Origin of the sequence: Yersinia ruckeri ATCC 29473 (assembly GCF_000754815.1) — a bacterium.
Lineage (GTDB): Bacteria > Pseudomonadota > Gammaproteobacteria > Enterobacterales > Enterobacteriaceae > Yersinia > Yersinia ruckeri.
Window position 1 is genome coordinate 2,027,247 of sequence record NZ_KN150747.1, and the last position, 19,544, is coordinate 2,046,790.

A 19,544-nucleotide genomic window follows, 5' to 3' on the forward strand; every position below is an offset into this window, starting at 1 on the left:
AACGATTGGCACTCCGTCAGCGGAGTTCTGGTATGCTAAAGCGTATTGTCTTTAGGTTAATAACGATAAAATCAAGGAGCCGGGATGAGCAAAAAATCCCCCGAGCAGACCACCCCTGACCTGCTGCAATCTCAAGTATCAAAGGTGTTGGCTGCCTTTACCCATCCTACGTTGCAAAAAGATCTGACCGCATTACGCGCGGTTCACCACTGTGCATTGCTGGATAATGTTCTGCATATCGAATTGATCATGCCGTTTGCCTGGCAGTATGGCTTTGAATGCCTAAAAGAAGCCGTTACCGTCGAGCTGCAACAACTGACCGGTGCCAAAGCCATTGATTGGAAACTCAGCCACAACATTACCACGTTGCGTCGTGCCAACGATCAGCCTGGCGTGAAAGGGGTGCGTAATATAGTGGCCGTCAGCTCTGGCAAAGGTGGGGTCGGTAAATCCAGTACGGCGGTGAATCTGGCGTTGGCATTGATCAGTGAAGGTGCCAAAGTGGGGATTCTGGATGCGGACATTTATGGGCCATCAATTCCCAGTATGCTCGGTACCACCCATGAGCGACCAACCTCGCCGGATGGCAAACATATGGCACCGATTCTGGCTCATGGATTGGCGACCAATTCCATCGGTTATTTGGTCACTGATGACAATGCCATGGTGTGGCGTGGCCCGATGGCCAGTAAAGCCCTGATGCAGATGTTGCAGGACACGTTGTGGCCGGATCTGGATTATTTGGTGATCGATATGCCGCCAGGTACCGGTGATATCCAATTAACCTTATCGCAGAATATTCCGGTCACTGGTGCACTGGTGGTGACTACGCCACAGGATATTGCGCTGATCGATGCGATGAAAGGGATTGTGATGTTTGAAAAAGTGCATGTGCCAGTATTGGGTATTATCGAAAATATGAGCATGCATATTTGCAGTAACTGCGGTCATCTGGAACCGATATTCGGCACTGGCGGCGCAGAGAAACTGGCAGAGAAATACCATTGCAAACTGTTAGGACAAATTCCGTTGCATATTTGCCTACGTGAAGATCTGGATCGTGGTGAACCGACGGTGGTCAGTCGTCCAGATAGCGAGTTTGCGGATATTTACCGTCAGTTGGCCTCCACGGTTGCGGCTGAAATGTATTGGCAGGGGGAGGCGATCCCGACGGAAATTTCTTTCCGCGCGCTATAACCCAAAACGATTAGGCTTTGATGGTTCGCTGTGTTTAATCTGAGCGGACCATCCTTTCAGACCCGATTATTTGACTGTCAGCCCAATAATTCGCTCATCTATCCTGCATTGCTGTGCCTTAGCACTGGCGTGATGCCAGCTAACTCCTTATAATTGGCGCGTTCTTAGCACCCGCGTGCTTTGCCCCTCCACACTACGTAATCAGGTCTTTAATTTTATGACTGACAAGGCACATCAGTGCGTCATTATCGGGATTGCCGGCGCATCTGCCTCCGGAAAGAGTCTTATCGCCAGTACGCTGTATCGTGAATTGCGTGAGCAGGTAGGCGATCAACATATTGGTGTTATTCCAGAAGATAGCTACTACAAAGATCAAAGCCACCTGTCGATGGAAGAGCGTGTAAAAACCAATTATGACCATCCTAATGCAATGGATCACAATCTGCTCTTGCAGCACCTGCAATCGTTAAAGGCGGGCACGGCGATTGAATTACCGCTGTATAGCTATACCGAGCATACACGCAAGCAGGAAACCATCCATCTTGAGCCGAAGAAAGTGATTATTCTGGAAGGCATTTTATTGCTGACGGATCTTCGTCTGCGGCAGGAAATGAATTTCTCCATCTTCGTCGATACTCCGTTGGATATCTGCCTGATGCGACGGATGAAGCGTGATGTTAATGAACGCGGCCGTTCAATGGAGTCGGTGATGGCGCAGTACCAGAAAACCGTGCGTCCAATGTTCCTGCAGTTTATCGATCCCTCTAAGCAGTACGCTGATATTATCGTGCCGCGCGGTGGCAAAAATCGCATTGCCATTGATATTCTGAAAGCCAAACTTAGCCAGTTCTTCGAGTAATATCCGTCTGGATCTTTGCTCTTTTCTATGGCAGTTTTTGTAACATACGAATTTAAATGGAGATTTCATCGATGAGACTGTGCGATCGTGATATAGAAGCATGGTTGGACAATGGCAAGCTGGTTATCACCCCACGTCCACCGGTTGAACGGATCAATGGCGCCACGGTCGATGTTCGTTTGGGTAATCAATTCCGTGTATTTCGTGGCCATACGGCAGCGTTTATCGATCTGAGTGGTCCGAAAGACGAAGTCAGCGAAGCACTCGAACGGGTCATGAGCGATGAAATCATCTTGCCGAAAGGTGAGGCTTTCTTCCTGCATCCCGGTGAATTGGCGTTGGCGGTGACACTAGAGTCTGTCACCATTCCTGATGATTTGGTGGGCTGGCTGGATGGTCGTTCTTCTCTGGCTCGTTTAGGACTGATGGTGCATGTTACCGCGCATCGAATTGATCCCGGCTGGCAAGGCTGTATTGTGCTGGAATTCTATAATTCGGGTAAGTTGCCGTTGGCGCTACGTCCGGGAATGTTGATCGGTGCTCTCAGCTTCGAACCGCTGTCTGGGCCGGCAGCTCGTCCTTATAATCGTCGTGAAGATGCCAAGTACCGCGATCAGAAAGGGGCGGTTGCCAGTCGAATTGATAAAGACTGATTCGTGCCAGTCTGCTCTCCTGTTTAGCTAAGAGGATGTCATGAAAAGATTACTGACAACGTTAGCCATTTTGCTAGTGGTATTGATCGCCGGAATGAGCGCGTTGGTTCTGCTGGTTAATCCCAATGACTTTCGTGCCTATATGGTTAAACAGGTCGAGAAAAAATACAGCTATCAGCTCTCGCTGGAGGGGGATATGCGTTGGCACGTCTGGCCCCGGCTCAGTATTATTTCTGGCAGAATGTCACTGATTGCACCCGGCGCTACCACACCGGTGGTCAGTGCGGAAAATATGCGCCTAGATGTCAAACTCTGGCCGTTATTGTCTCATCAGCTAGCGGTTAAACAGGTAATGCTGAAAGGGGCGGTGGTTCGTCTGACACCCGACAGCGAAGCCCAAGCGCTGGCCGATGCCCCGGTGGCGCCCGCGGGAAACACGCCGTCATCAGAACGCGCGTCGTGGAGTTTGGATATCGGCAAAGTGCAGGTTGTCGATAGTCTGCTGATTTGGCAGCGTGCCAATGACGATCAAATCAATGTTCGCGATATCAATCTGTTAATGGAACAAGGCCCACAGCATCAGGTGAGTGTTTCTCTGAGTAGCCGGGTAAACCGCGATCAGCGGGATCTGACCTTGTCCCTTGCTGCTGACGTTGATATGCAGCGCTACCCGCAGCAAATAATGGCCAATATCAGCCAGTTTAGCTACAAGCTGGAAGGTGCCGATGTGCCGGTTGGTGGCATTGTTGGGCAAGGTGCGTTGACCGCATCCTATCAAAAAGAGGATGCTCGGATTTCCATTGATAAAATCAATATCAGTGCGAATGATAACGTCCTGACCGGCAGTTTACAGGCCAGCTTAGGTGATCTGCCAGACTATCGTGTTGATCTGCAAAGCGATAACCTTAATCTGGACAAACTATTTGGCTGGCAGGCTAAAATGGGTAATACCGACAGTTCCTCGCCGCCTTCATCTAGACAACAGGTTGTTGCCGCACCGGTGATTGCCAACCAAGATGTGGATGTCGGCCGGGATCTGCAAAGCCTGCGAGATTTCACTGGTCATTTAGCCTTAACAGCGACAAATCTGGTCTATCGTGGTATCAGCGTCAATAAGTTTACTGTGCTGGTGGATAATCAGCAGGGAAAACTGACCGTTAGCCGTTTATCCGGCCAGGCGTTGAATGGTGAGTTTTCATTCCCTGGTACTTTGAATATCACGAATAAGCGCCTACTACTTTCGGTTGAGCCAGTGATTCAGCATATGGATCTTGGCCCGTTATTAAAAGCGGCAGATTTGCCACTGATATTGACTGGGCAATTCTCAATGACGGGGCAACTTTCTGGTGTTGGCTTCGATATTGCGGCGTTGAGTCGCCGCTGGAATGGTAATGTGCGGTTGGAGATGAAAAGTGCCCAGTTACATGGCATGAATATTCAACAGCTTATCCAGCAGGCAGTGACCCGCAGCACGAGTGACGTGACTGGCCCTGACCGCTTTGAACGTTATACTGAAGTGAGTCGATTACAGGCTAATCTGGTGCTCAATAAGGGACTGTTAAGCGTTAACGAACTGAATGCTGATTCTGCGCTACTGTTGCTGAAAGGGAGCGGAACCCTGAATTTACCTGCTCAACAGGCTGATATGAACTTGATTGTGCGCATAGTGAAAGGTTGGCGTGGGCAGGATAAACTGGTGAGCTTATTGCAAACAACCGATATTCCTTTGCGTATTTATGGCCCGTGGTCTCAATTAAAGTATCAATTGGAAGTGGAAAAATTGTTGCGTAAGGAATTACAGCAGCGGGCGAAAAGTGCGCTTAACGAATGGGTCGAGCGTAATAAAAATAAGGGTTCAGATCAGGAACTGAAGAAGCTGTTGGATAAATTATAATATTACGTCAGGCTGGCGGGAGTGAGTTCTGCCAGCCTGATCGAGTTATTGAATTGTGTCATCTTTGTTTTATTTTCTAATATATTTTCTCCCTAAAGCCAAACATCTCGTCACATATTTTTCCTTCTGTATAAAATCCCTGCTTATCCTTGATAGATGTCATAAAATCGCGGGCTGACTTTAGGCAGAGTGCAGAACGTATTATTGTCCAATCCATGAAAAATAATATCCAAATGCGCTGAAACCTGGCCAGTACTGGATAAGAGAGGGTAAATGTTGGATCTGTTGATCGGGGTAGTGGTGGCTATAGCAGTAGGTCGCTATATCATCAAAGGCTATTCAGCAACTGGAGTGCTGATGGTCGGTGGTTTACTGTTGCTGGTAATCAGCGCATTGATGGGAAAAAACGTATTACCGGCCAGCGCGACATCGACTGGCTGGCGGGCAACCGATATTGTTGAGTATGTCAAAATCCTGCTGATGAGTCGTGGTGGCGATCTCGGCATGATGATTATGATGTTATGTGGTTTTGCCGCCTATATGACCCACATTGGCGCAAATGATGTGGTCGTGAAAATAGCCTCTAAACCGCTGCAAATGATCAACTCGCCATATTTGCTGATGGTGGCAGCCTATATCGTCGCTTGCCTGATGTCGCTGGCGGTCTCTTCTGCGACGGGGTTGGGGGTGTTATTGATGGCAACCCTGTTCCCTGTGATGGTCAACGTCGGTATCAGCCGTGGAGCTGCAGCCGCAATCTGTGCCTCTCCTGCGGCGATTATTTTGGCTCCGACTTCTGGTGATGTGGTCTTGGCGGCTAAAGCATCGGAAATGCCATTGGTAGACTTCGCATTTAAAACAACATTGCCAATTTCCATCGCCGCTATTGTCTGTATGGCTATTGCGCACTTTTTCTGGCAGCGCTATCTGGACAATAAAAGCCACGAAAAGCATGAAATGATGGATGTGAACGAAATCACCACTAATGCGCCAAGCTTTTACGCAATTTTACCTTTTACGCCGATTATTGGGGTGCTGATTTTTGACGGAAAATGGGGCCCAGAACTGCATATTATTACCGTGTTGGTTATTTGTATGCTGTCGGCGGCCATTATTGAGTTTGTCCGTAGTTTTAGCGCCAAGGTTGTATTTGCCGGTCTTGAGGTTGCTTACCGTGGTATGGCTGATGCTTTTGCTACCGTCGTGATGCTATTGGTTGCTGCAGGGGTTTTTGCTCAAGGCCTAAGTACCATTGGCTTTATCAGCGGGTTGATCGGATTGGCTCAATCCTTTGGTACTGGCGGTATTATCATGATGCTGGTTTTAGTCACCATTACCATGCTGGCGGCGATGACAACCGGCTCGGGTAATGCGCCTTTCTACGCATTTGTTGAATTGATTCCTAAACTGGCGAGCCAGATGGGAATTAATCCAGCATATTTAGTGATTCCAATGCTACAGGCATCGAATCTGGGTCGGACATTGTCACCGGTTTCAGGTGTGGTTGTCGCCGTTGCCGGGATGGCAAAAATATCGCCGTTTGAAGTGGTGAAACGGACGTCAGTTCCGGTTCTGGTCGGATTGGTGGTGGTTATTGTGGCGACAGAAATTCTGGTTCCACTGCGTTAAAAATGCATTGCCGTCAGGTGCGATAATACCTGACGGCAACAATGGCAGTTTACACTTCGTAGTCCGGTTCCGGCACGGTCAATGGCGTGATTTTCACCTTTAGAATACGGTGGCTACTGACTTCCAGTGGCTCGAACAGATAGTCTCCGATCTGCAATTGTTCTCCCACCTTGGGAATTCGCTGGGTGTGTTCCATCAACAATCCGGCCAAGGTGTGATATTCCCGTTTTTCATCAATCGTTAACGGGAGATACATCACCAAATCTTCCAGTGGCATATAACCATTGGCAATCCAACATCCGTCTTCAGTTTGTTGAATATCATGACGAGCATCGGGGACTTCACCGGCCTCCGGTAGATTACCGGCAATGGTTTCCATTACGTCAGTCAATGTCACCACGCCTTCAATTGAACCGAACTCATCTACCACAAAGGCAAAATGAGTTTGCGCCTGGCGGAACTGTTCCAGTGCCATCAATAACGATACCTGTTCAGGAAAGATCAACGGTTGACGAATCAGAGCGCGCAGATCCAGATATTCTTGTTCAAGTTGCTGTTTTAATAAATCAATGACGTGAATCACACCCACAGGTTCATCCGTTGCGCTGTCTTCTGTTACAACGATACGGGTGTGCAGATTTTTGCTCAGCAGAGCCGTTAATTTCTCTGGCGGATCATTCAAATCAAGATATTCCACATCGTGGCGTGACGTCATAATGCTGCTTACGCTACGTTGTGCCAGACCCAGAACCCGCTCAATCATTCGTCGTTCTTGCAGATTGAAGATTTCCTGACTATTTCCACCATGGTCAGCAATCAGGCCTGCGGTATGATTATCCAGTTCGGCTTCTTCATGTTTACCGCTGAGCATACGTAGCACCGCTTCTGCGGTACGTTCACGTAGCGGCCGTGCCGATGACAGAAAACGGCGGCGGTTGAATTGCGCAAACTGATTCAGCGATTCGATAGTGACCGAGAAACCAATAGCTGCATAGAGATAACCCTTTGGAATGTGGTAGCCAAAGCCTTCAGCCACTAGGCTGAAACCGATCATCAGCAAAAAGCTGAGACATAAAATCACGATGGTCGGGTGTTCATTGACAAAATGTGTCAATGGCTTGCTGGCCAGCAACATCAAGCCGATTGCGATAATGACGGCGATCATCATCACGGCCAAATGATCGACCATGCCAACGGCGGTGATAACTGAATCCAGTGAGAAAATGGCATCAAGTACCACGATCTGCGCCACAACCGGCCAAAAACGGGCCGCTTTCCGTTGGGTGTTTTGTTGATGATCTTTACCTTCCAGCCGTTCATTAAGCTCCATGGTGGCTTTAAACAGCAGGAAAATCCCCCCGATCAGCATAATCAGATCTCTGGCGCTGAACGGGTGTTCGGCGATGGTAATCAACGGCGCGGTGAGCGTCGCTAGCCATGAAATGCAGGCCAGCAGTATCAGGCGCATGCCCAAAGCACAAAGCAGTCCGGTTACCCGAGCTTTATCGCGAAGATGGCGAGGAAGTTTATCTGCCAGAATGGCAATAAATATCAGATTATCAATACCTAATACAATTTCGAGTACGACCAGCGTGGCTAATCCAGCCCAAATTGTTGGATCCGCGATCCATTCCATATGCCCAATTTCACCTTCTATTCCTACGGCTTATGCCGCAGGCTGAATAATGGGCGCTGATCGGGCAAAATTCAACTCTCAATCGGCTGATAGCAAGGGATTGCGGGAGAAATAACCTGATCGCTGAGTGATTATCTTAAAAATCCGCAGTGATATCGTATTGATGGCAGGGTTGCCGTAAGCTATCTCCTGTCATTAATCCATTTGATGACTAATAGATGTGGAATATACTGCGCAAGCTATTTTCGTTAAAACGTCGAAAGAATAGCAGGCTAATATTATTGTTGTCATGTACGTGATTAAGCTGAGTACAATATAATAGTTCAATTAACTTCTTGATGAAGATAACGGTTATTTTTTAGATTACAGCAAGTATCCAGATGTAAATGAATATGATTTGGCAAAAGGTTTAACCTCTGGGTTAGATAAATTACCAAATCATACTTGATTTTTATTTGCAGGTTATCGCATTGGGTAATTGGAAAAGAAGGAAAGGCAGATGATTAAAAATTTGAAGGCCGTGATCCCGGTGGCTGGTTTGGGTACGCGTATGTTGCCGGCGACTAAGGCGATTCCCAAGGAGATGCTACCTGTCGTAGATAAGCCATTGATTCAATATATTGTTAATGAGTGTATTGCCGCAGGCATAAAAGATATCGTGCTGGTTAGCCATTCGTCAAAAAATGCCATTGAAAACCATTTTGATACCTCATTTGAATTGGAAGCCACGCTGGAGTCTCGGGTTAAGCGCCAATTACTGAGTGAAGTCCAAAACATTTGCCCACCAGACGTGACTATTATGCAAGTTCGCCAGGGGCACGCTAAAGGCTTGGGTCACGCCGTACTTTGTGCCCAACCGATGGTTGGTGATTCTCCTTTTATCGTCTTATTACCCGATGTGTTATTGGATGAGGCGACCGCTGATTTATCGCGAGAGAATCTGGCCAGTATGATTAAGCGTTTTGAAGAAACCGGGTACAGCCAGGTTATGGTGGAACCGGTGCCGAAACAGGACGTATCCAAATACGGCATTGCCGATTGTGGCAATGTAAAACTGCAACCAGGCGAAAGCACCCAGATGACTGCCGTAGTAGAAAAACCCAGTGTTGCAGATGCGCCATCTAATCTGGCCGTCGTCGGCCGTTATGTATTATCTGCGGATATTTGGCCATTATTGAAAAAAACACCACGCGGTGCCGGTGATGAAATTCAGCTTACCGATGCTATTGCGATGCTTATGGAACAACAACCGGTAGAGGCTTTCCATATGACCGGAAAATCACATGACTGCGGTGATAAGCTCGGTTATATGAAAGCTTTTGTGACTTATGGCGTTCGTCATCATACCGAAGGTGCAAAATTTGCAGCTTGGTTAAAACAGCAAATAGACGAGTAAGTCGTGCCATATTTTTTTGTTCGTTTCTAAAATCACCAGGTTAATTATGACTAAATTAAAAGCAGTCATCCCGGTCGCCGGTCTGGGCATGAGAATGTTGCCAGCAACCAAGGCTATTCCGAAAGAAATGTTGCCAATTGTCGATAAGCCATTGATTCAACATATTGTTAATGAGTGTGTTGCGGCAGGTATTACGGATATTATTCTGGTGACCCATTCGTCCAAGAATGCGGTCGAAAACCATTTTGATACGTCTTATGAATTGGAAGCCATGCTGGAGGCACGGGTAAAACGTCAATTACTGGACGAAGTGCAATCGATTTGTCCTCCGGGTGTGACCATTATGCATATTCGACAGGGGCATCCCGAAGGTTTGGGCCACGCGGTGCTCTGTGCCAAGCCGTTGGTCGGCGGGTTACCCTTTGTCGTTATGCTGCCGGATATATTGATCGATGATGCGCAATCCGATCTGATGAAGGATAATCTGGCTCAAATGGTGGAGCGCTTTGAAGAAAGCGGTATTAGCCAGGTATTGGTTCAGCCAATGGCCATTGAAGACCTGCCTAATTACTCTGTCATTAGCTGTGAAACACCGACGCTAGCACCGGGAGAAAGCAGCCCGATTGTTGACATGATGGAAAAACCGCAAAACCTGAGTAGCCTGAACTCTAATTTATCGGCAGTAGGGCGTTATGTTCTTTCCGCTGATATCTGGCCATTGCTGGAGAGAACTCAGCCGGGAGCCTGGGGTCGGATTCAGTTAACCGATGCAATTGCCGCGTTGAAAGAGCTGCAACCTGTCGATGCGGTAGCGTTGACCGGAACATCTTATAACTGTGGTGAAAAACTGGGTTATATGCAGGCTTACGTTGCTTACGGTTTACGCCATCCGATTCAGGGGACTGAATTCAGGTGCTGGCTAAAGGATTTTGTTGCCTAAAACAGCCCATATTTACTGCTACCTGACCGATAGTCACCTGACTGATAACCCGGTCTTCCAGTTAGGAGATTAATGACAAAGTACTTGCGGCGGTGAGAACCGGCAGATCGCCAAGACGTCGTTAATACCTTCTTATCGGCTCGTTTTGCGCCACCCCAGGCGCGGACACCTGACCCGTTTAACTGACTTGCCCACCAGAGGCCGCAGGATCGAGGTTTGTCATCAGTCTTAGGCAACTTTTGGGTTGCCTTTTCTTTTTGGCAGAATGACTTTTACCGTAGGCAAACGACTGCGTACAGCAACTGGTCGGTTGTGCTGTCTATCGCACCAATCACTACCCACCTGACATAATCCTGAGTTAACATGTTTCCCACTGCAAAAACCTGTTGGTCTTCTGGCCATTAACAGGTGTCATCTTTCAGACAGGAGTTTTTTAATGTCCAAACAACAGATCGGTGTTGTCGGTATGGCGGTAATGGGCCGTAACTTGGCGCTTAACATCGAAAGTCGTGGCTATTCCGTTTCCATCTTTAACCGTTCAGCAGACAAAACCGACGAAGTGGTTGCTGAGAATCCAGGTAAGAATCTGGTGCCGAGTTATACCGTTGAAGAGTTCGTTGATTCATTGGAAAAACCACGCCGTATCTTGCTGATGGTTAAAGCAGGAGAAGCAACGGACAAAACAATTGCTTCATTAACACCGCACCTTGATAAAGGTGACATTCTGATTGATGGTGGTAATACCTATTACAAAGACACCATTCGCCGTAACCGCGAGCTGTCTGAGCAAGGTTTTAACTTCATCGGGACTGGTGTATCCGGCGGTGAAGAGGGCGCATTGAAAGGTCCTTCTATCATGCCCGGTGGCCAGAAAGAAGCTTACGAACTGGTTGCTCCTATTCTTGAGAAAATTGCTGCCCGTGCTGACGATGGTGAAGCATGCGTCGCTTACATTGGTGCCGATGGTGCGGGTCATTACGTTAAAATGGTTCACAACGGCATCGAATATGGTGACATGCAGCTGATCGCTGAAGCTTATTCTTTACTGAAACAAGCCTTGGGTCTAAATAACGAAGAACTGGCTGCGACCTTTACCGAATGGAATAAAGGTGAGTTAAATAGCTACCTGATTGATATTACTAAAGATATATTCACCAAAAAAGACGAAGAAGGTAAATATTTAGTTGATGTGATTCTGGATGAAGCGGCGAACAAAGGTACCGGTAAATGGACTAGCCAAAGTTCTTTGGATCTGGGTGAACCACTGACGCTGATTACCGAGTCTGTATTTGCACGTTATTTATCTTCATTGAAAGACCAGCGTGTTGCCGCATCCAAAGTATTGAGCGGTCCAACAGTTAAGCCTTTCAACGGTGATAAAGCCGAATTTATCGAAAAAATTCGTCGCGCGTTGTACTTGGGTAAAATCGTTTCTTATGCTCAGGGTTTCTCTCAGTTGAAAGCGGCATCTGATGAAAACAACTGGGATCTACATTACGGTGAGATTGCTAAAATCTTCCGCGCTGGCTGTATCATCCGCGCCCAATTCTTGCAAAAAATCACCGATGCGTATGCTGAGAATCCTAAGATTGCAAACTTGTTGTTAGCACCTTACTTCAAGCAAGTTGCAGACGAATACCAGCAAGCGCTGCGTGATGTCGTATCCTACGCCGTGCAAAACGGTATTCCTACACCGACTTTCTCAGCAGCTATCAACTACTACGATAGTTATCGTTCCGCTGTTTTGCCCGCGAATCTGATTCAGGCGCAGCGTGATTACTTTGGTGCCCATACATACAAACGCACTGATAAAGCAGGTGTGTTCCACACTGAGTGGATGGAGTAATTCAGCGGCTACTGCGCTTTGTCATTTTGGGATTGCGCAGTGCCCGGATTCCTCATGTACTGGGTGTACGCTCCGAGTCACTCGGTGCTGGGCGCACCCAGACTGGCTTTGCTCGCTACGTATTGAATGGATATGCTGTTAAGACAAACTTAGCAAGAGCAGATGCTCGTGGGGTTTAAAGGTTTATCTCAATAAAAAACGCTCGCGATGATCAGTCGGGGGCGTTTTTCTTTTGCCAGCAATCAAGACAATTAGGTGTTATTTCTCATGACGTTCGCGCAAGCGCCCGATCACTTTGCTCAGGTCTAAATCCTGATCCTGCAATAGTACCAATAAGTGATATATCAAATCTGATGCTTCGTTAGTCAGTTCTTCCCGATCATTTACTGTGGCGGCTAACGCGGTTTCTACACCTTCTTCACCAACTTTCTGCGCGATACGCTTAGTACCGCTGGCGTACAGGCTGGCAGTATAGGAACTGCTGGGATCAGCGTTTTTCCTTTCAGCAAGTAGTTGTTCCAACTGATACAGAAAACCCCAGTCGCTGGCTGCCGGTGAGAAGCAGCTACTGTTGCCCAAATGACAGGTAGGACCAATCGGATTCACCAAAATTAATAGTGTATCGTTATCGCAGTCAGGGTAGATATTCACCACGTTCAGGAAGTGACCCGAACTTTCACCTTTGGTCCACAAGCGCTGTTTGGTACGAGAGAAGAAGGTCACTTTCCCCGATTTTTCAGTGGCCGCCAGGGCTTCCTGATTCATGTATCCCATCATCAGAACTTCGCCAGATACAGCATGCTGAACGATTGCGGGCATCATTTCATCGACTTTTTTCCAATCTAATTGGCTTGTTTGTAGTTCAGTTAACACACTCGTATCTCCACGCCTTGTTCAGACAAGTAGGCTTTCAGTTCGCCAATATTGATGATTTGTTTATGGAATACCGATGCAGCAAGGGCACCGTCTACATCGGCATCGCGGAAGGCTTCCAGAAAGTGTTCCGGTGTCCCCGCGCCGCCAGAAGCGATCAGCGGAACCCGACATATGGCACGCATTTGTTTAAGCTGAAGTAAATCATAGCCATTACGTACGCCATCCTGATTCATCATATTCAGCACAATTTCACCGGCACCGCGCAACTGGACTTCGCGAATCCAGTCTTCGGTCTGCCAAGTGGTGGCTTTGGTTCGTTTTTCATCGCCGGTAAATTGATAAACCTGATAACTACCGCTTTCGGCGTCATACCAGGTATCAATGCCGACAACGATGCACTGTACGCCATAACGATCAGCCAGGCGGGTAATCAGGGTCGGGTCTGTTAGTGCAGGAGAGTTAATCGAAATCTTGTCAGCGCCATAGGTCAGAATTTGACCAGCATCTTCTACGCTTTTAATACCGCCAGCGACACAAAAAGGAATATCGATCACTTCAGCAACGCGAGCTACCCAGCTTTTGTCCACGACCCGACCATCAGAGGAGGCGGTGATATCATAAAACACCAATTCATCGGCACCTTCAGCAGCATAGCGCTGGGCAAGTGGGACGATATCGCCAATGATTTCATGGTGACGAAATTGAATTCCTTTTACCACCTGACCATTTTTTACATCCAGACAAGGGATTATGCGTTTTGCCAGCATGCGATAGCCTCCTTCACATTGAATTTGCCGTCCAGCAAGGCGCGACCCACAATCACACCTTGTACGCCACTGGTACGTAAGCGGGCAATATCATCCAGGCAACCGATGCCGCCTGAGGCCTGGAAAGCCACTTGTGGATAGCGGATACAGATTTCCTGATACAGTTCGACGTTAGAACCTGTCAGGGTGCCATCACGGGAAATATCGGTGCAAAGTACATGTTTCAGGCCAAAGGGCAGGTACTGCTCAATAATCTGCTCTAGCGTGACATTGGAATTCTCCTGCCATCCGCTGATCGCCACTTCTTTCCTTCCGGTGTTATCAATACGTATATCCAACGCCAGCACAATAGCATCAGCGCCGTAACGGGCGAACCAGCTTTGTACCAGACTTGGTTGTTTTACTGCTGTTGAGCCGATGACTACCCGAGTCGCGCCAGCTTCTAATAACGCGGCAACGTCTTGTTCATTACGGATACCACCACCCACTTGCACTGGCACATCGACCCCAGCCAACAGTTCGCGGAGTAACGGAATCTGTCGTGCTGCAGGGTCTTTGGCACCGGTTAAATCAACCAGATGTAGCACCTGAGCGCCTTGCTGCTGGTAATCTTGCAAACGGGGTAGCGGGTGATGGCCATAGTCACGTTGTTGGCCGTAATCACCCTGATGCAAGCGTACCACCTTGCCGTCGATCAAATCCAAAGCGGGAATAATCATGGTACTTACATCTCCAGAAAGTTTTTCAGCAGTCGTGCACCTGCTGCGCCAGAGCGCTCAGGATGAAATTGCACGCCAAAGAAGTTGTCTTTTTCGACCGCGGCGGTAAACGGCTCGCCGTAGTTGGTTTGGGCGATGGTATTTGGGCATATTGGCATCGCATATCCGTGGACAAAGTAGAAATAAGTACCTTCAGCAATCCCTCGAAAAAGAGGGTTAGCGGCTTGTGGATAAACTTGATTCCATCCCATATGTGGCAGCGGTAAGCCAAAATCTGTCATCCGATTTACTGGCGCATCAATAATGCCCAGCGTGTCGATACCACCACTTTCCTCGCTATGGCGAGCCAGTAATTGCATACCGAGGCAGATGCCCAGCACTGGTTGAGTGCAGACTTTGATCAAATCGATCAGATCCCGTCTTTTGAGCTGATCCATTGCAGCATGAGCAGTACCTACGCCGGGTAAAAATAACTTGTCGGCTCGTAATACAATTTCAGGTTCACGACTGATGACCGGCTGGTAACCCAAGCGTTGTACGGCATAAGTGACTGAAGAAAGGTTGGCGCATCCGGTATCCAGAATTACCACATTCATTACAGTACTCCTTTCGAGCTTGGCAAGGTGTTGCCTTCAACGCGAATAGCCTGACGTAACGTGCGGCCAAAGACTTTAAACAGACTCTCGACTCGGTGGTGATCGTTACGGCCTTTGGTTTTCAGATGCAATGTGCAAGCCATCGCATACGAGAGGGAGCGGAAAAAATGCTCAACCATTTCTGTACTTAAATCGCCTACGCGTTGATAGTTAAATTCGGCTTTGTATTCCAAATGTGGGCGACCGGAGATATCTAGCGCACAACGAGCCAGGCATTCGTCCATTGGCAGCACGAAGCCGAAACGGCCAATGCCGCGTTTATCACCCAAGGCGTTGTTGATCGCTTCACCGAGCGCTAGCGCAGTGTCTTCCACGGTGTGGTGATCGTCGATATAGAGATCGCCACTGACCTGAATATCCATGCGAAATCCACCGTGGGTGGCGATCTGATCCAACATATGATCGAAGAAACCGACGCCAGTCTTGATTTTGCTGCCGCCTTCACGATCCAGCCAGACATTGACGTCAATGGCGGTTTCTTTTGTCACACGGTTGACATGAGCATGGCGATCGCGTTGGGTCAACTGTCTGGCAATCTGTGCCCAGTTCAAGCCATCACGCTGATAACGTAAGCCACTGATACCCATATTTTCTGCCAGTTGCAGATCGGTTTCCCGATCGCCAATCACATAGCTGTTGGCACTATTCATGACGCCGTCGTCCAGATAACGTGCTACCAGTGCAGTTTTGGGTTTGCGGCATGTGCAGTTATCGGCTGGCAGATGTGGGCAAATCAGAACCTGTTCAAAATTGATGCCTTGTGAAGTAAAAATCTGCATCATCAGATTGTGCGGCGGATCAAACGTCGCTTGCGGGAAGCTGTCGGTACCCAGACCATCCTGATTGGTGATCATCACCAGTTTATAATTGGCTTTTTGCAGAGCCAGTAGGGCAGGGATAACCTCTGGCTCCAACGCTAATTTATCCAGCCGATCAACCTGATAGTCTTCCGGCGGCTCTGCGATCAGGGTGCCGTCGCGGTCAATAAAAAGAAATTTCTGGCTCATAACGTTCCCTTTAAAGGCTGGATGATGATGTATTGGTTGCATTGGGACTGTTTATACCGGGTAGTGGCATCAGGGCGGTGATCACTCGCTCACATTCTCGGCGAGTGCCGATGGTGATACGTAGGCACCCAGATAATCCCGGCTGTTTGTTCTGATCTCGTAGGATAATACCTTGATCCCACAGGATTTTAAATACGTTGCTAGCGGCGGTAAAGCGTGCCAGAACATAGTTGGTTTCGCTGGTGAAAACCTGTTCTACGCAGTCGCACTGTCGCAATTTGTCAATAAACCATTGGCGCGTAGTTTGTATCTCTGTAACTCGCTGCCGCATGATGGTGATACCCTGCGGGCTAAGTGCCTGCGCGGCGATATCTGCAACCGGTGTGGACAATGGGTAAGGCGCAATCACTTTAAGCAGTAACTGGATAATATCGTTGTTAGCCAGGGTAAAGCCACAGCGTAAACCAGCTAATGCAAAGGCTTTAGAGAGAGTGCGCAAAATGACTAAATTCGGATAATCTTTTAACCAACCGCTGACGCTGGCCTGTGGACAAAACTCAATATAGGCTTCATCAATAGCGACAATAGCGCGCCCCTTGGCCAAATCCAGCACCTGACGTAAATCTGCTCGATTAATCAGATTTCCGGTTGGGTTATTTGGGCTACATATATAGATGACTTTAACGGCGCTTAGATTAGCGGCGATAGCCGGTAAATCGAGCTGCCAATCCTCTTTGGTGGGTACGATACGGCGCTCTACGCCAAAGGTTTCTGCGCTGACCGAATACATGCCATAGGTCGGTGGGCAGAATAAAATAGCATCTTGACCCGGCTCGCAAAAGGCACGAATCAGCAGCTCAATGCTTTCATCAGCACCCCGGCTAACCAAGACCTGATCGGCACCCACGTCAGCATAATCGGCATAACTTTCAATCAGTTGGTTCGGCTGACATTCCGGATAACGGTTGAAGGTTTGCGCCGTTAATTCAAATTCGGTTGCCAGTGGATATTCATTGGCATTGAGCCAAACGTCGCCATTGCCACCCAGTCGGCGTGCCGACAGGTAAGGTGTTAACTCACGCACATTGGCGCGTGCCAGTTCACTGATATTGATCAATGTGCTCATTTTACCTCCTGGCGCATAGCATTAAGGGCGGCAACCCGCAGGGTGACGGCATTTTTGTGGGCAGTCAGTTGTTCTGCCTGCGCCAGAATCTCAATGGTTGGCGCGAGTCCCAACAGACCTTGAGGCGTTAATTGTTGCACTGTCATACGTTTCACGAAGTCTGCTAGCCCAAGACTCGAATAAGTCGAGGTATAGCCGTAAGTCGGTAACACATGGTTGGTACCCGAAGCGTAGTCACCGGCTGATTCTGGTGACCAATCGCCGAGGAACACCGAGCCTGCGTTATTAATTAAATCCACCATTTTTTCTGGTTCCCGGGTTTGCAGAATCAAGTGTTCCGGGCCGTATTGATTGCTGATATCAATGCATTGTTGTAAATCTTTGGTGATAATCAGACGGCTGCTTTCCAGCGCCTGACGGGCGATAGCCGAACGAGATAGTTGAGCCAGTTGTTTTTCCACCTCTAATGCGACGGCTTGCGCCATTTTTGCATCTGGGGTCAACAAAATGACCTGAGAGTCGGGGCCGTGTTCTGCTTGCGACAGTAAGTCTGAGGCTACAAAAGCTGGCGTGGCACCGCTATCGGCAATGACCAGCACTTCTGAAGGACCCGCCGGCATATCAATGGCTGCACCACCCAGACACTGGCTGACTTGACGTTTGGCTTCGGTAACATAGGCATTGCCCGGCCCGAAGATTTTGTCTACTTTGGGTACCGATTCACTGCCAAAGGCCAGTGCGGCAATGGCTTGAGCACCGCCTAATTGGAATACTTCTTCAATGCCACATAGCTGGGCAGCGTAGAGAATTTCGTCAGTAATCGGTGGAGGGGAACACAGCACTACGCGTTTGCAACCAGCAATACGCGCGGGTATCCCCAGCATCAATACGGTTGATGGTAGCGGTGCAGAACCGCCGGGAATATATAGGCCGACGGAGGCAATTGGGCGCGTAACTTGCTGGCAACGTACACCTGGCTGGGTTTCAACATCCACCACTGGCATTTTCTGCGCCTGATGGAAAGCGTCAATATTGCGTACGGCTTGTGCCATTGCCTGTTTGACCTCGTCACTCAAACGGACTGAGGCCGCGGCAATGTCTGCTTCGCTGACACGAATATCAACCATCTGCACATGGTCAAAACGCTGGCTAAAATCGCGCAGGGCACTATCACCCTCATTTTTCACCCGATCCAATATCTCATTGACTGCGGCGGTAATGCGCTCAGAGGCAGTCATTGCCGGGCGGGTCAATAGGGCTTTCTGCTGTTCTAAACTGCATTGTTGCCAGTCGATCAGAGTATTGAAGTTCGTCGGCTGCATGGTTTACTCCATCATCTTTTCAATAGGCAAGACCAGAATTGAACTGGCACCCAGTGCTTTCAGTTTTTCCATGGTTTCCCAGAATAGGGTTTCGCTACTCACCATGTGCATAGCGACGCGGCTTTTATCACCAGCCAACGGCAGAATAGTTGGGCGTTCCGCACCCGGCAGCAGAGTGATGATTTCGTCCAGACGCTCGCTTGGTGCGTGCAGCATGATGTATTTGGATTCGCGGGCTTGAATCACGCCCTGAATACGAGTCAATAGACGATCAATCAGCTGCTGTTTAGTCTCCGGCATTTCACCATCACGCTGAATCAAACACGCTTTGGAGCGATAAATAACTTCAACTTCACGCAGTCCGTTGGCTTCCAAGGTTGCGCCGGTAGAGACCAAATCACAGATGGCATCGGCCAGTCCAGCACGAGGTGCAACTTCTACCGAACCGTTTAACAAGCAGGATTTAAAACGGACGCCTTGTTTATCGAGGTATTGCTTTAACAGGTGTGGATAGGAGGTCGCGATGCGGGTATCTTGCAGGCACTGAGGTCCAGTGTATTCTGCATCCAGTGGCGTGGCCAGCGACAGACGACAGGTACCGAAATCTAAACGCCGCAGAGTAAAATAGCGCGGATCTTCGCCCTGAGCGCGGCGGTTCAGTAATTCTTCTTCCAGTACATTTTCGCCAATGATACCCAGGTCTACCACACCGTCCATGACCAGACCGGGGATATCGTCATCACGGACTCGCAGGATATCGATGGGCATGTTTTCTGCGAAGGCAATCAGACGCTGTTGTTGCAAATTGATTTTGATACCACAACGAGCCAGCAACTCTCGCGAATCTTCGCTCAGGCGACCGGACTTTTGCATTGCGATGCGTAAACGTGTTTTATCTAGCATGGTAATCCTCATAACTTATTAATTTAAATTCGAAAAATTTGGACAACAAAAAAGCCCTCGGAAGATTATCTTCCGAGGGCTCTCTTTATGCGTTCTACGCCACCTGGAAGATTGGTTA

General features: G+C 48.5%; 18 protein-coding genes and 1 other annotated feature (1 of these 19 only partly in view). Of the genes, 9 read left to right on the top strand and 9 right to left on the bottom strand.

Going from position 1 to position 19,544, the window contains the following annotated elements; genetic code table 11:
- The first annotated feature begins 84 nt into the window (after positions 1-84).
- The 5 genes from apbC (at position 85) to dcuC (ending at position 6,232) form a co-directional block, all read left to right on the top strand.
- Positions 85-1,197 (top strand): iron-sulfur cluster carrier protein ApbC, encoded by a 1,113-nt coding sequence (apbC, locus tag DJ39_RS09040; protein WP_004717178.1) that lies wholly within the window; start codon positions 85-87, stop codon positions 1,195-1,197.
- 217 nt (positions 1,198-1,414) lie between these two features.
- The gene (gene udk, locus DJ39_RS09045) at positions 1,415-2,056 is read left to right on the top strand and encodes a uridine kinase (protein ID WP_004717180.1); all 642 of its coding nucleotides are present in this window, start codon (positions 1,415-1,417) and stop codon (positions 2,054-2,056) included.
- A 71-nt stretch (positions 2,057-2,127) separates the two neighbouring features.
- Positions 2,128-2,709, top strand: coding sequence for a dCTP deaminase (gene dcd, locus DJ39_RS09050; protein WP_038251311.1), 582 nt, complete (start codon positions 2,128-2,130; stop codon positions 2,707-2,709).
- A gap of 40 nt (positions 2,710-2,749) precedes the next feature.
- A complete protein-coding gene (gene asmA / locus DJ39_RS09055) occupies positions 2,750-4,603 on the top strand; it encodes an outer membrane assembly protein AsmA (RefSeq protein ID WP_004717185.1) in 1,854 nt (617 codons plus the stop codon).
- Between the two features lie 273 nt (positions 4,604-4,876).
- Positions 4,877-6,232 carry an anaerobic C4-dicarboxylate transporter DcuC gene (dcuC, locus tag DJ39_RS09060; protein ID WP_004717187.1) on the top strand — a complete coding sequence of 452 codons (1,356 nt, stop codon included), beginning with the start codon at positions 4,877-4,879 and terminating at the stop codon, positions 6,230-6,232.
- 49 nt (positions 6,233-6,281) lie between these two features.
- On the opposite strand, the gene DJ39_RS09065 is transcribed toward dcuC, so the two are convergent.
- On the bottom strand, positions 6,282-7,868 hold the full coding sequence (locus tag DJ39_RS09065) for a TerC family protein (RefSeq protein ID WP_004717189.1): 1,587 nt from the start codon (positions 7,866-7,868) through the stop codon (positions 6,282-6,284).
- Between the two features lie 499 nt (positions 7,869-8,367).
- On the opposite strand from DJ39_RS09065, the gene galU reads away from it, so the two are divergent.
- From galU to DJ39_RS17910, 4 genes are all read left to right on the top strand, one after another.
- Positions 8,368-9,264, top strand: coding sequence for a UTP--glucose-1-phosphate uridylyltransferase GalU (gene galU, locus DJ39_RS09070; RefSeq protein WP_004717191.1), 897 nt, complete (start codon positions 8,368-8,370; stop codon positions 9,262-9,264).
- 46 nt (positions 9,265-9,310) lie between these two features.
- Complete coding sequence (locus DJ39_RS09075) at positions 9,311-10,204, top strand: sugar phosphate nucleotidyltransferase (RefSeq protein ID WP_004717193.1); 894 nt, start codon at positions 9,311-9,313, stop codon at positions 10,202-10,204.
- Positions 10,205-10,640: 436 nt separating this feature from the next.
- Positions 10,641-12,050 carry an NADP-dependent phosphogluconate dehydrogenase gene (gene gndA / locus DJ39_RS09080; RefSeq protein WP_004717196.1) on the top strand — a complete coding sequence of 470 codons (1,410 nt, stop codon included), beginning with the start codon at positions 10,641-10,643 and terminating at the stop codon, positions 12,048-12,050.
- On the top strand, positions 12,038-12,229 hold the full coding sequence (locus DJ39_RS17910) for a hypothetical protein (protein WP_126940126.1): 192 nt from the start codon (positions 12,038-12,040) through the stop codon (positions 12,227-12,229). Before gndA ends, DJ39_RS17910 begins: the two co-directional genes overlap by 13 nt.
- Before the next feature lie 79 nt (positions 12,230-12,308).
- Here the strand turns inward: DJ39_RS17910 and hisIE are convergent, their stop codons facing one another.
- Genes hisIE through hisG form a run of 8 tightly spaced genes read right to left on the bottom strand, consistent with a single transcriptional unit; the run spans position 12,309 to position 19,426 of the window.
- Positions 12,309-12,923 carry a bifunctional phosphoribosyl-AMP cyclohydrolase/phosphoribosyl-ATP diphosphatase HisIE gene (hisIE, locus tag DJ39_RS09085; RefSeq protein WP_038241481.1) on the bottom strand — a complete coding sequence of 205 codons (615 nt, stop codon included), beginning with the start codon at positions 12,921-12,923 and terminating at the stop codon, positions 12,309-12,311.
- Positions 12,917-13,693 carry an imidazole glycerol phosphate synthase subunit HisF gene (hisF, locus tag DJ39_RS09090; protein WP_038241483.1) on the bottom strand — a complete coding sequence of 259 codons (777 nt, stop codon included), beginning with the start codon at positions 13,691-13,693 and terminating at the stop codon, positions 12,917-12,919. The genes hisIE and hisF overlap by 7 nt, the downstream gene beginning before the upstream one ends.
- Positions 13,675-14,412, bottom strand: coding sequence for a 1-(5-phosphoribosyl)-5-[(5-phosphoribosylamino)methylideneamino]imidazole-4-carboxamide isomerase (gene hisA / locus DJ39_RS09095; protein WP_004717200.1), 738 nt, complete (start codon positions 14,410-14,412; stop codon positions 13,675-13,677). Before hisA ends, hisF begins: the two co-directional genes overlap by 19 nt.
- A 5-nt stretch (positions 14,413-14,417) precedes the next feature.
- On the bottom strand, positions 14,418-15,008 hold the full coding sequence (gene hisH / locus DJ39_RS09100) for an imidazole glycerol phosphate synthase subunit HisH (protein ID WP_038241485.1): 591 nt from the start codon (positions 15,006-15,008) through the stop codon (positions 14,418-14,420).
- Positions 15,008-16,075, bottom strand: coding sequence for a bifunctional histidinol-phosphatase/imidazoleglycerol-phosphate dehydratase HisB (gene hisB / locus DJ39_RS09105; RefSeq protein WP_004717204.1), 1,068 nt, complete (start codon positions 16,073-16,075; stop codon positions 15,008-15,010). The genes hisH and hisB overlap by 1 nt, the downstream gene beginning before the upstream one ends.
- A gap of 10 nt (positions 16,076-16,085) precedes the next feature.
- On the bottom strand, positions 16,086-17,201 hold the full coding sequence (gene hisC / locus DJ39_RS09110) for a histidinol-phosphate transaminase (protein WP_038251314.1): 1,116 nt from the start codon (positions 17,199-17,201) through the stop codon (positions 16,086-16,088).
- A complete protein-coding gene (gene hisD / locus DJ39_RS09115; RefSeq protein WP_004717207.1) occupies positions 17,198-18,523 on the bottom strand; it encodes a histidinol dehydrogenase in 1,326 nt (441 codons plus the stop codon). Before hisD ends, hisC begins: the two co-directional genes overlap by 4 nt.
- 3 nt (positions 18,524-18,526) lie before the next feature.
- The gene (gene hisG, locus DJ39_RS09120) at positions 18,527-19,426 is read right to left on the bottom strand and encodes an ATP phosphoribosyltransferase (protein ID WP_004717209.1); all 900 of its coding nucleotides are present in this window, start codon (positions 19,424-19,426) and stop codon (positions 18,527-18,529) included.
- Positions 19,427-19,471: 45 nt separating this feature from the next.
- Positions 19,472-19,544, bottom strand: a sequence feature (His leader region) (it continues 56 nt past the right edge of the window).

Coding starts and splice junctions, on each gene's coding strand:
- hisG (WP_004717209.1), bottom strand. CDS start 19,426: ATGCTAGATAAAACACGTTTACGCATCGCAATGCAAAAGTCCGGTCGC.
- dcuC (WP_004717187.1), top strand. CDS start 4,877: ATGTTGGATCTGTTGATCGGGGTAGTGGTGGCTATAGCAGTAGGTCGC.
- hisC (WP_038251314.1), bottom strand. CDS start 17,201: ATGAGCACATTGATCAATATCAGTGAACTGGCACGCGCCAATGTGCGT.
- udk (WP_004717180.1), top strand. CDS start 1,415: ATGACTGACAAGGCACATCAGTGCGTCATTATCGGGATTGCCGGCGCA.
- hisB (WP_004717204.1), bottom strand. CDS start 16,075: ATGAGCCAGAAATTTCTTTTTATTGACCGCGACGGCACCCTGATCGCA.
- gndA (WP_004717196.1), top strand. CDS start 10,641: ATGTCCAAACAACAGATCGGTGTTGTCGGTATGGCGGTAATGGGCCGT.
- hisA (WP_004717200.1), bottom strand. CDS start 14,412: ATGATTATTCCCGCTTTGGATTTGATCGACGGCAAGGTGGTACGCTTG.
- hisD (WP_004717207.1), bottom strand. CDS start 18,523: ATGCAGCCGACGAACTTCAATACTCTGATCGACTGGCAACAATGCAGT.
- galU (WP_004717191.1), top strand. CDS start 8,368: ATGATTAAAAATTTGAAGGCCGTGATCCCGGTGGCTGGTTTGGGTACG.
- apbC (WP_004717178.1), top strand. CDS start 85: ATGAGCAAAAAATCCCCCGAGCAGACCACCCCTGACCTGCTGCAATCT.
- DJ39_RS09065 (WP_004717189.1), bottom strand. CDS start 7,868: ATGGAATGGATCGCGGATCCAACAATTTGGGCTGGATTAGCCACGCTG.
- asmA (WP_004717185.1), top strand. CDS start 2,750: ATGAAAAGATTACTGACAACGTTAGCCATTTTGCTAGTGGTATTGATC.
- hisH (WP_038241485.1), bottom strand. CDS start 15,008: ATGAATGTGGTAATTCTGGATACCGGATGCGCCAACCTTTCTTCAGTC.
- hisF (WP_038241483.1), bottom strand. CDS start 13,693: ATGCTGGCAAAACGCATAATCCCTTGTCTGGATGTAAAAAATGGTCAG.
- dcd (WP_038251311.1), top strand. CDS start 2,128: ATGAGACTGTGCGATCGTGATATAGAAGCATGGTTGGACAATGGCAAG.
- DJ39_RS09075 (WP_004717193.1), top strand. CDS start 9,311: ATGACTAAATTAAAAGCAGTCATCCCGGTCGCCGGTCTGGGCATGAGA.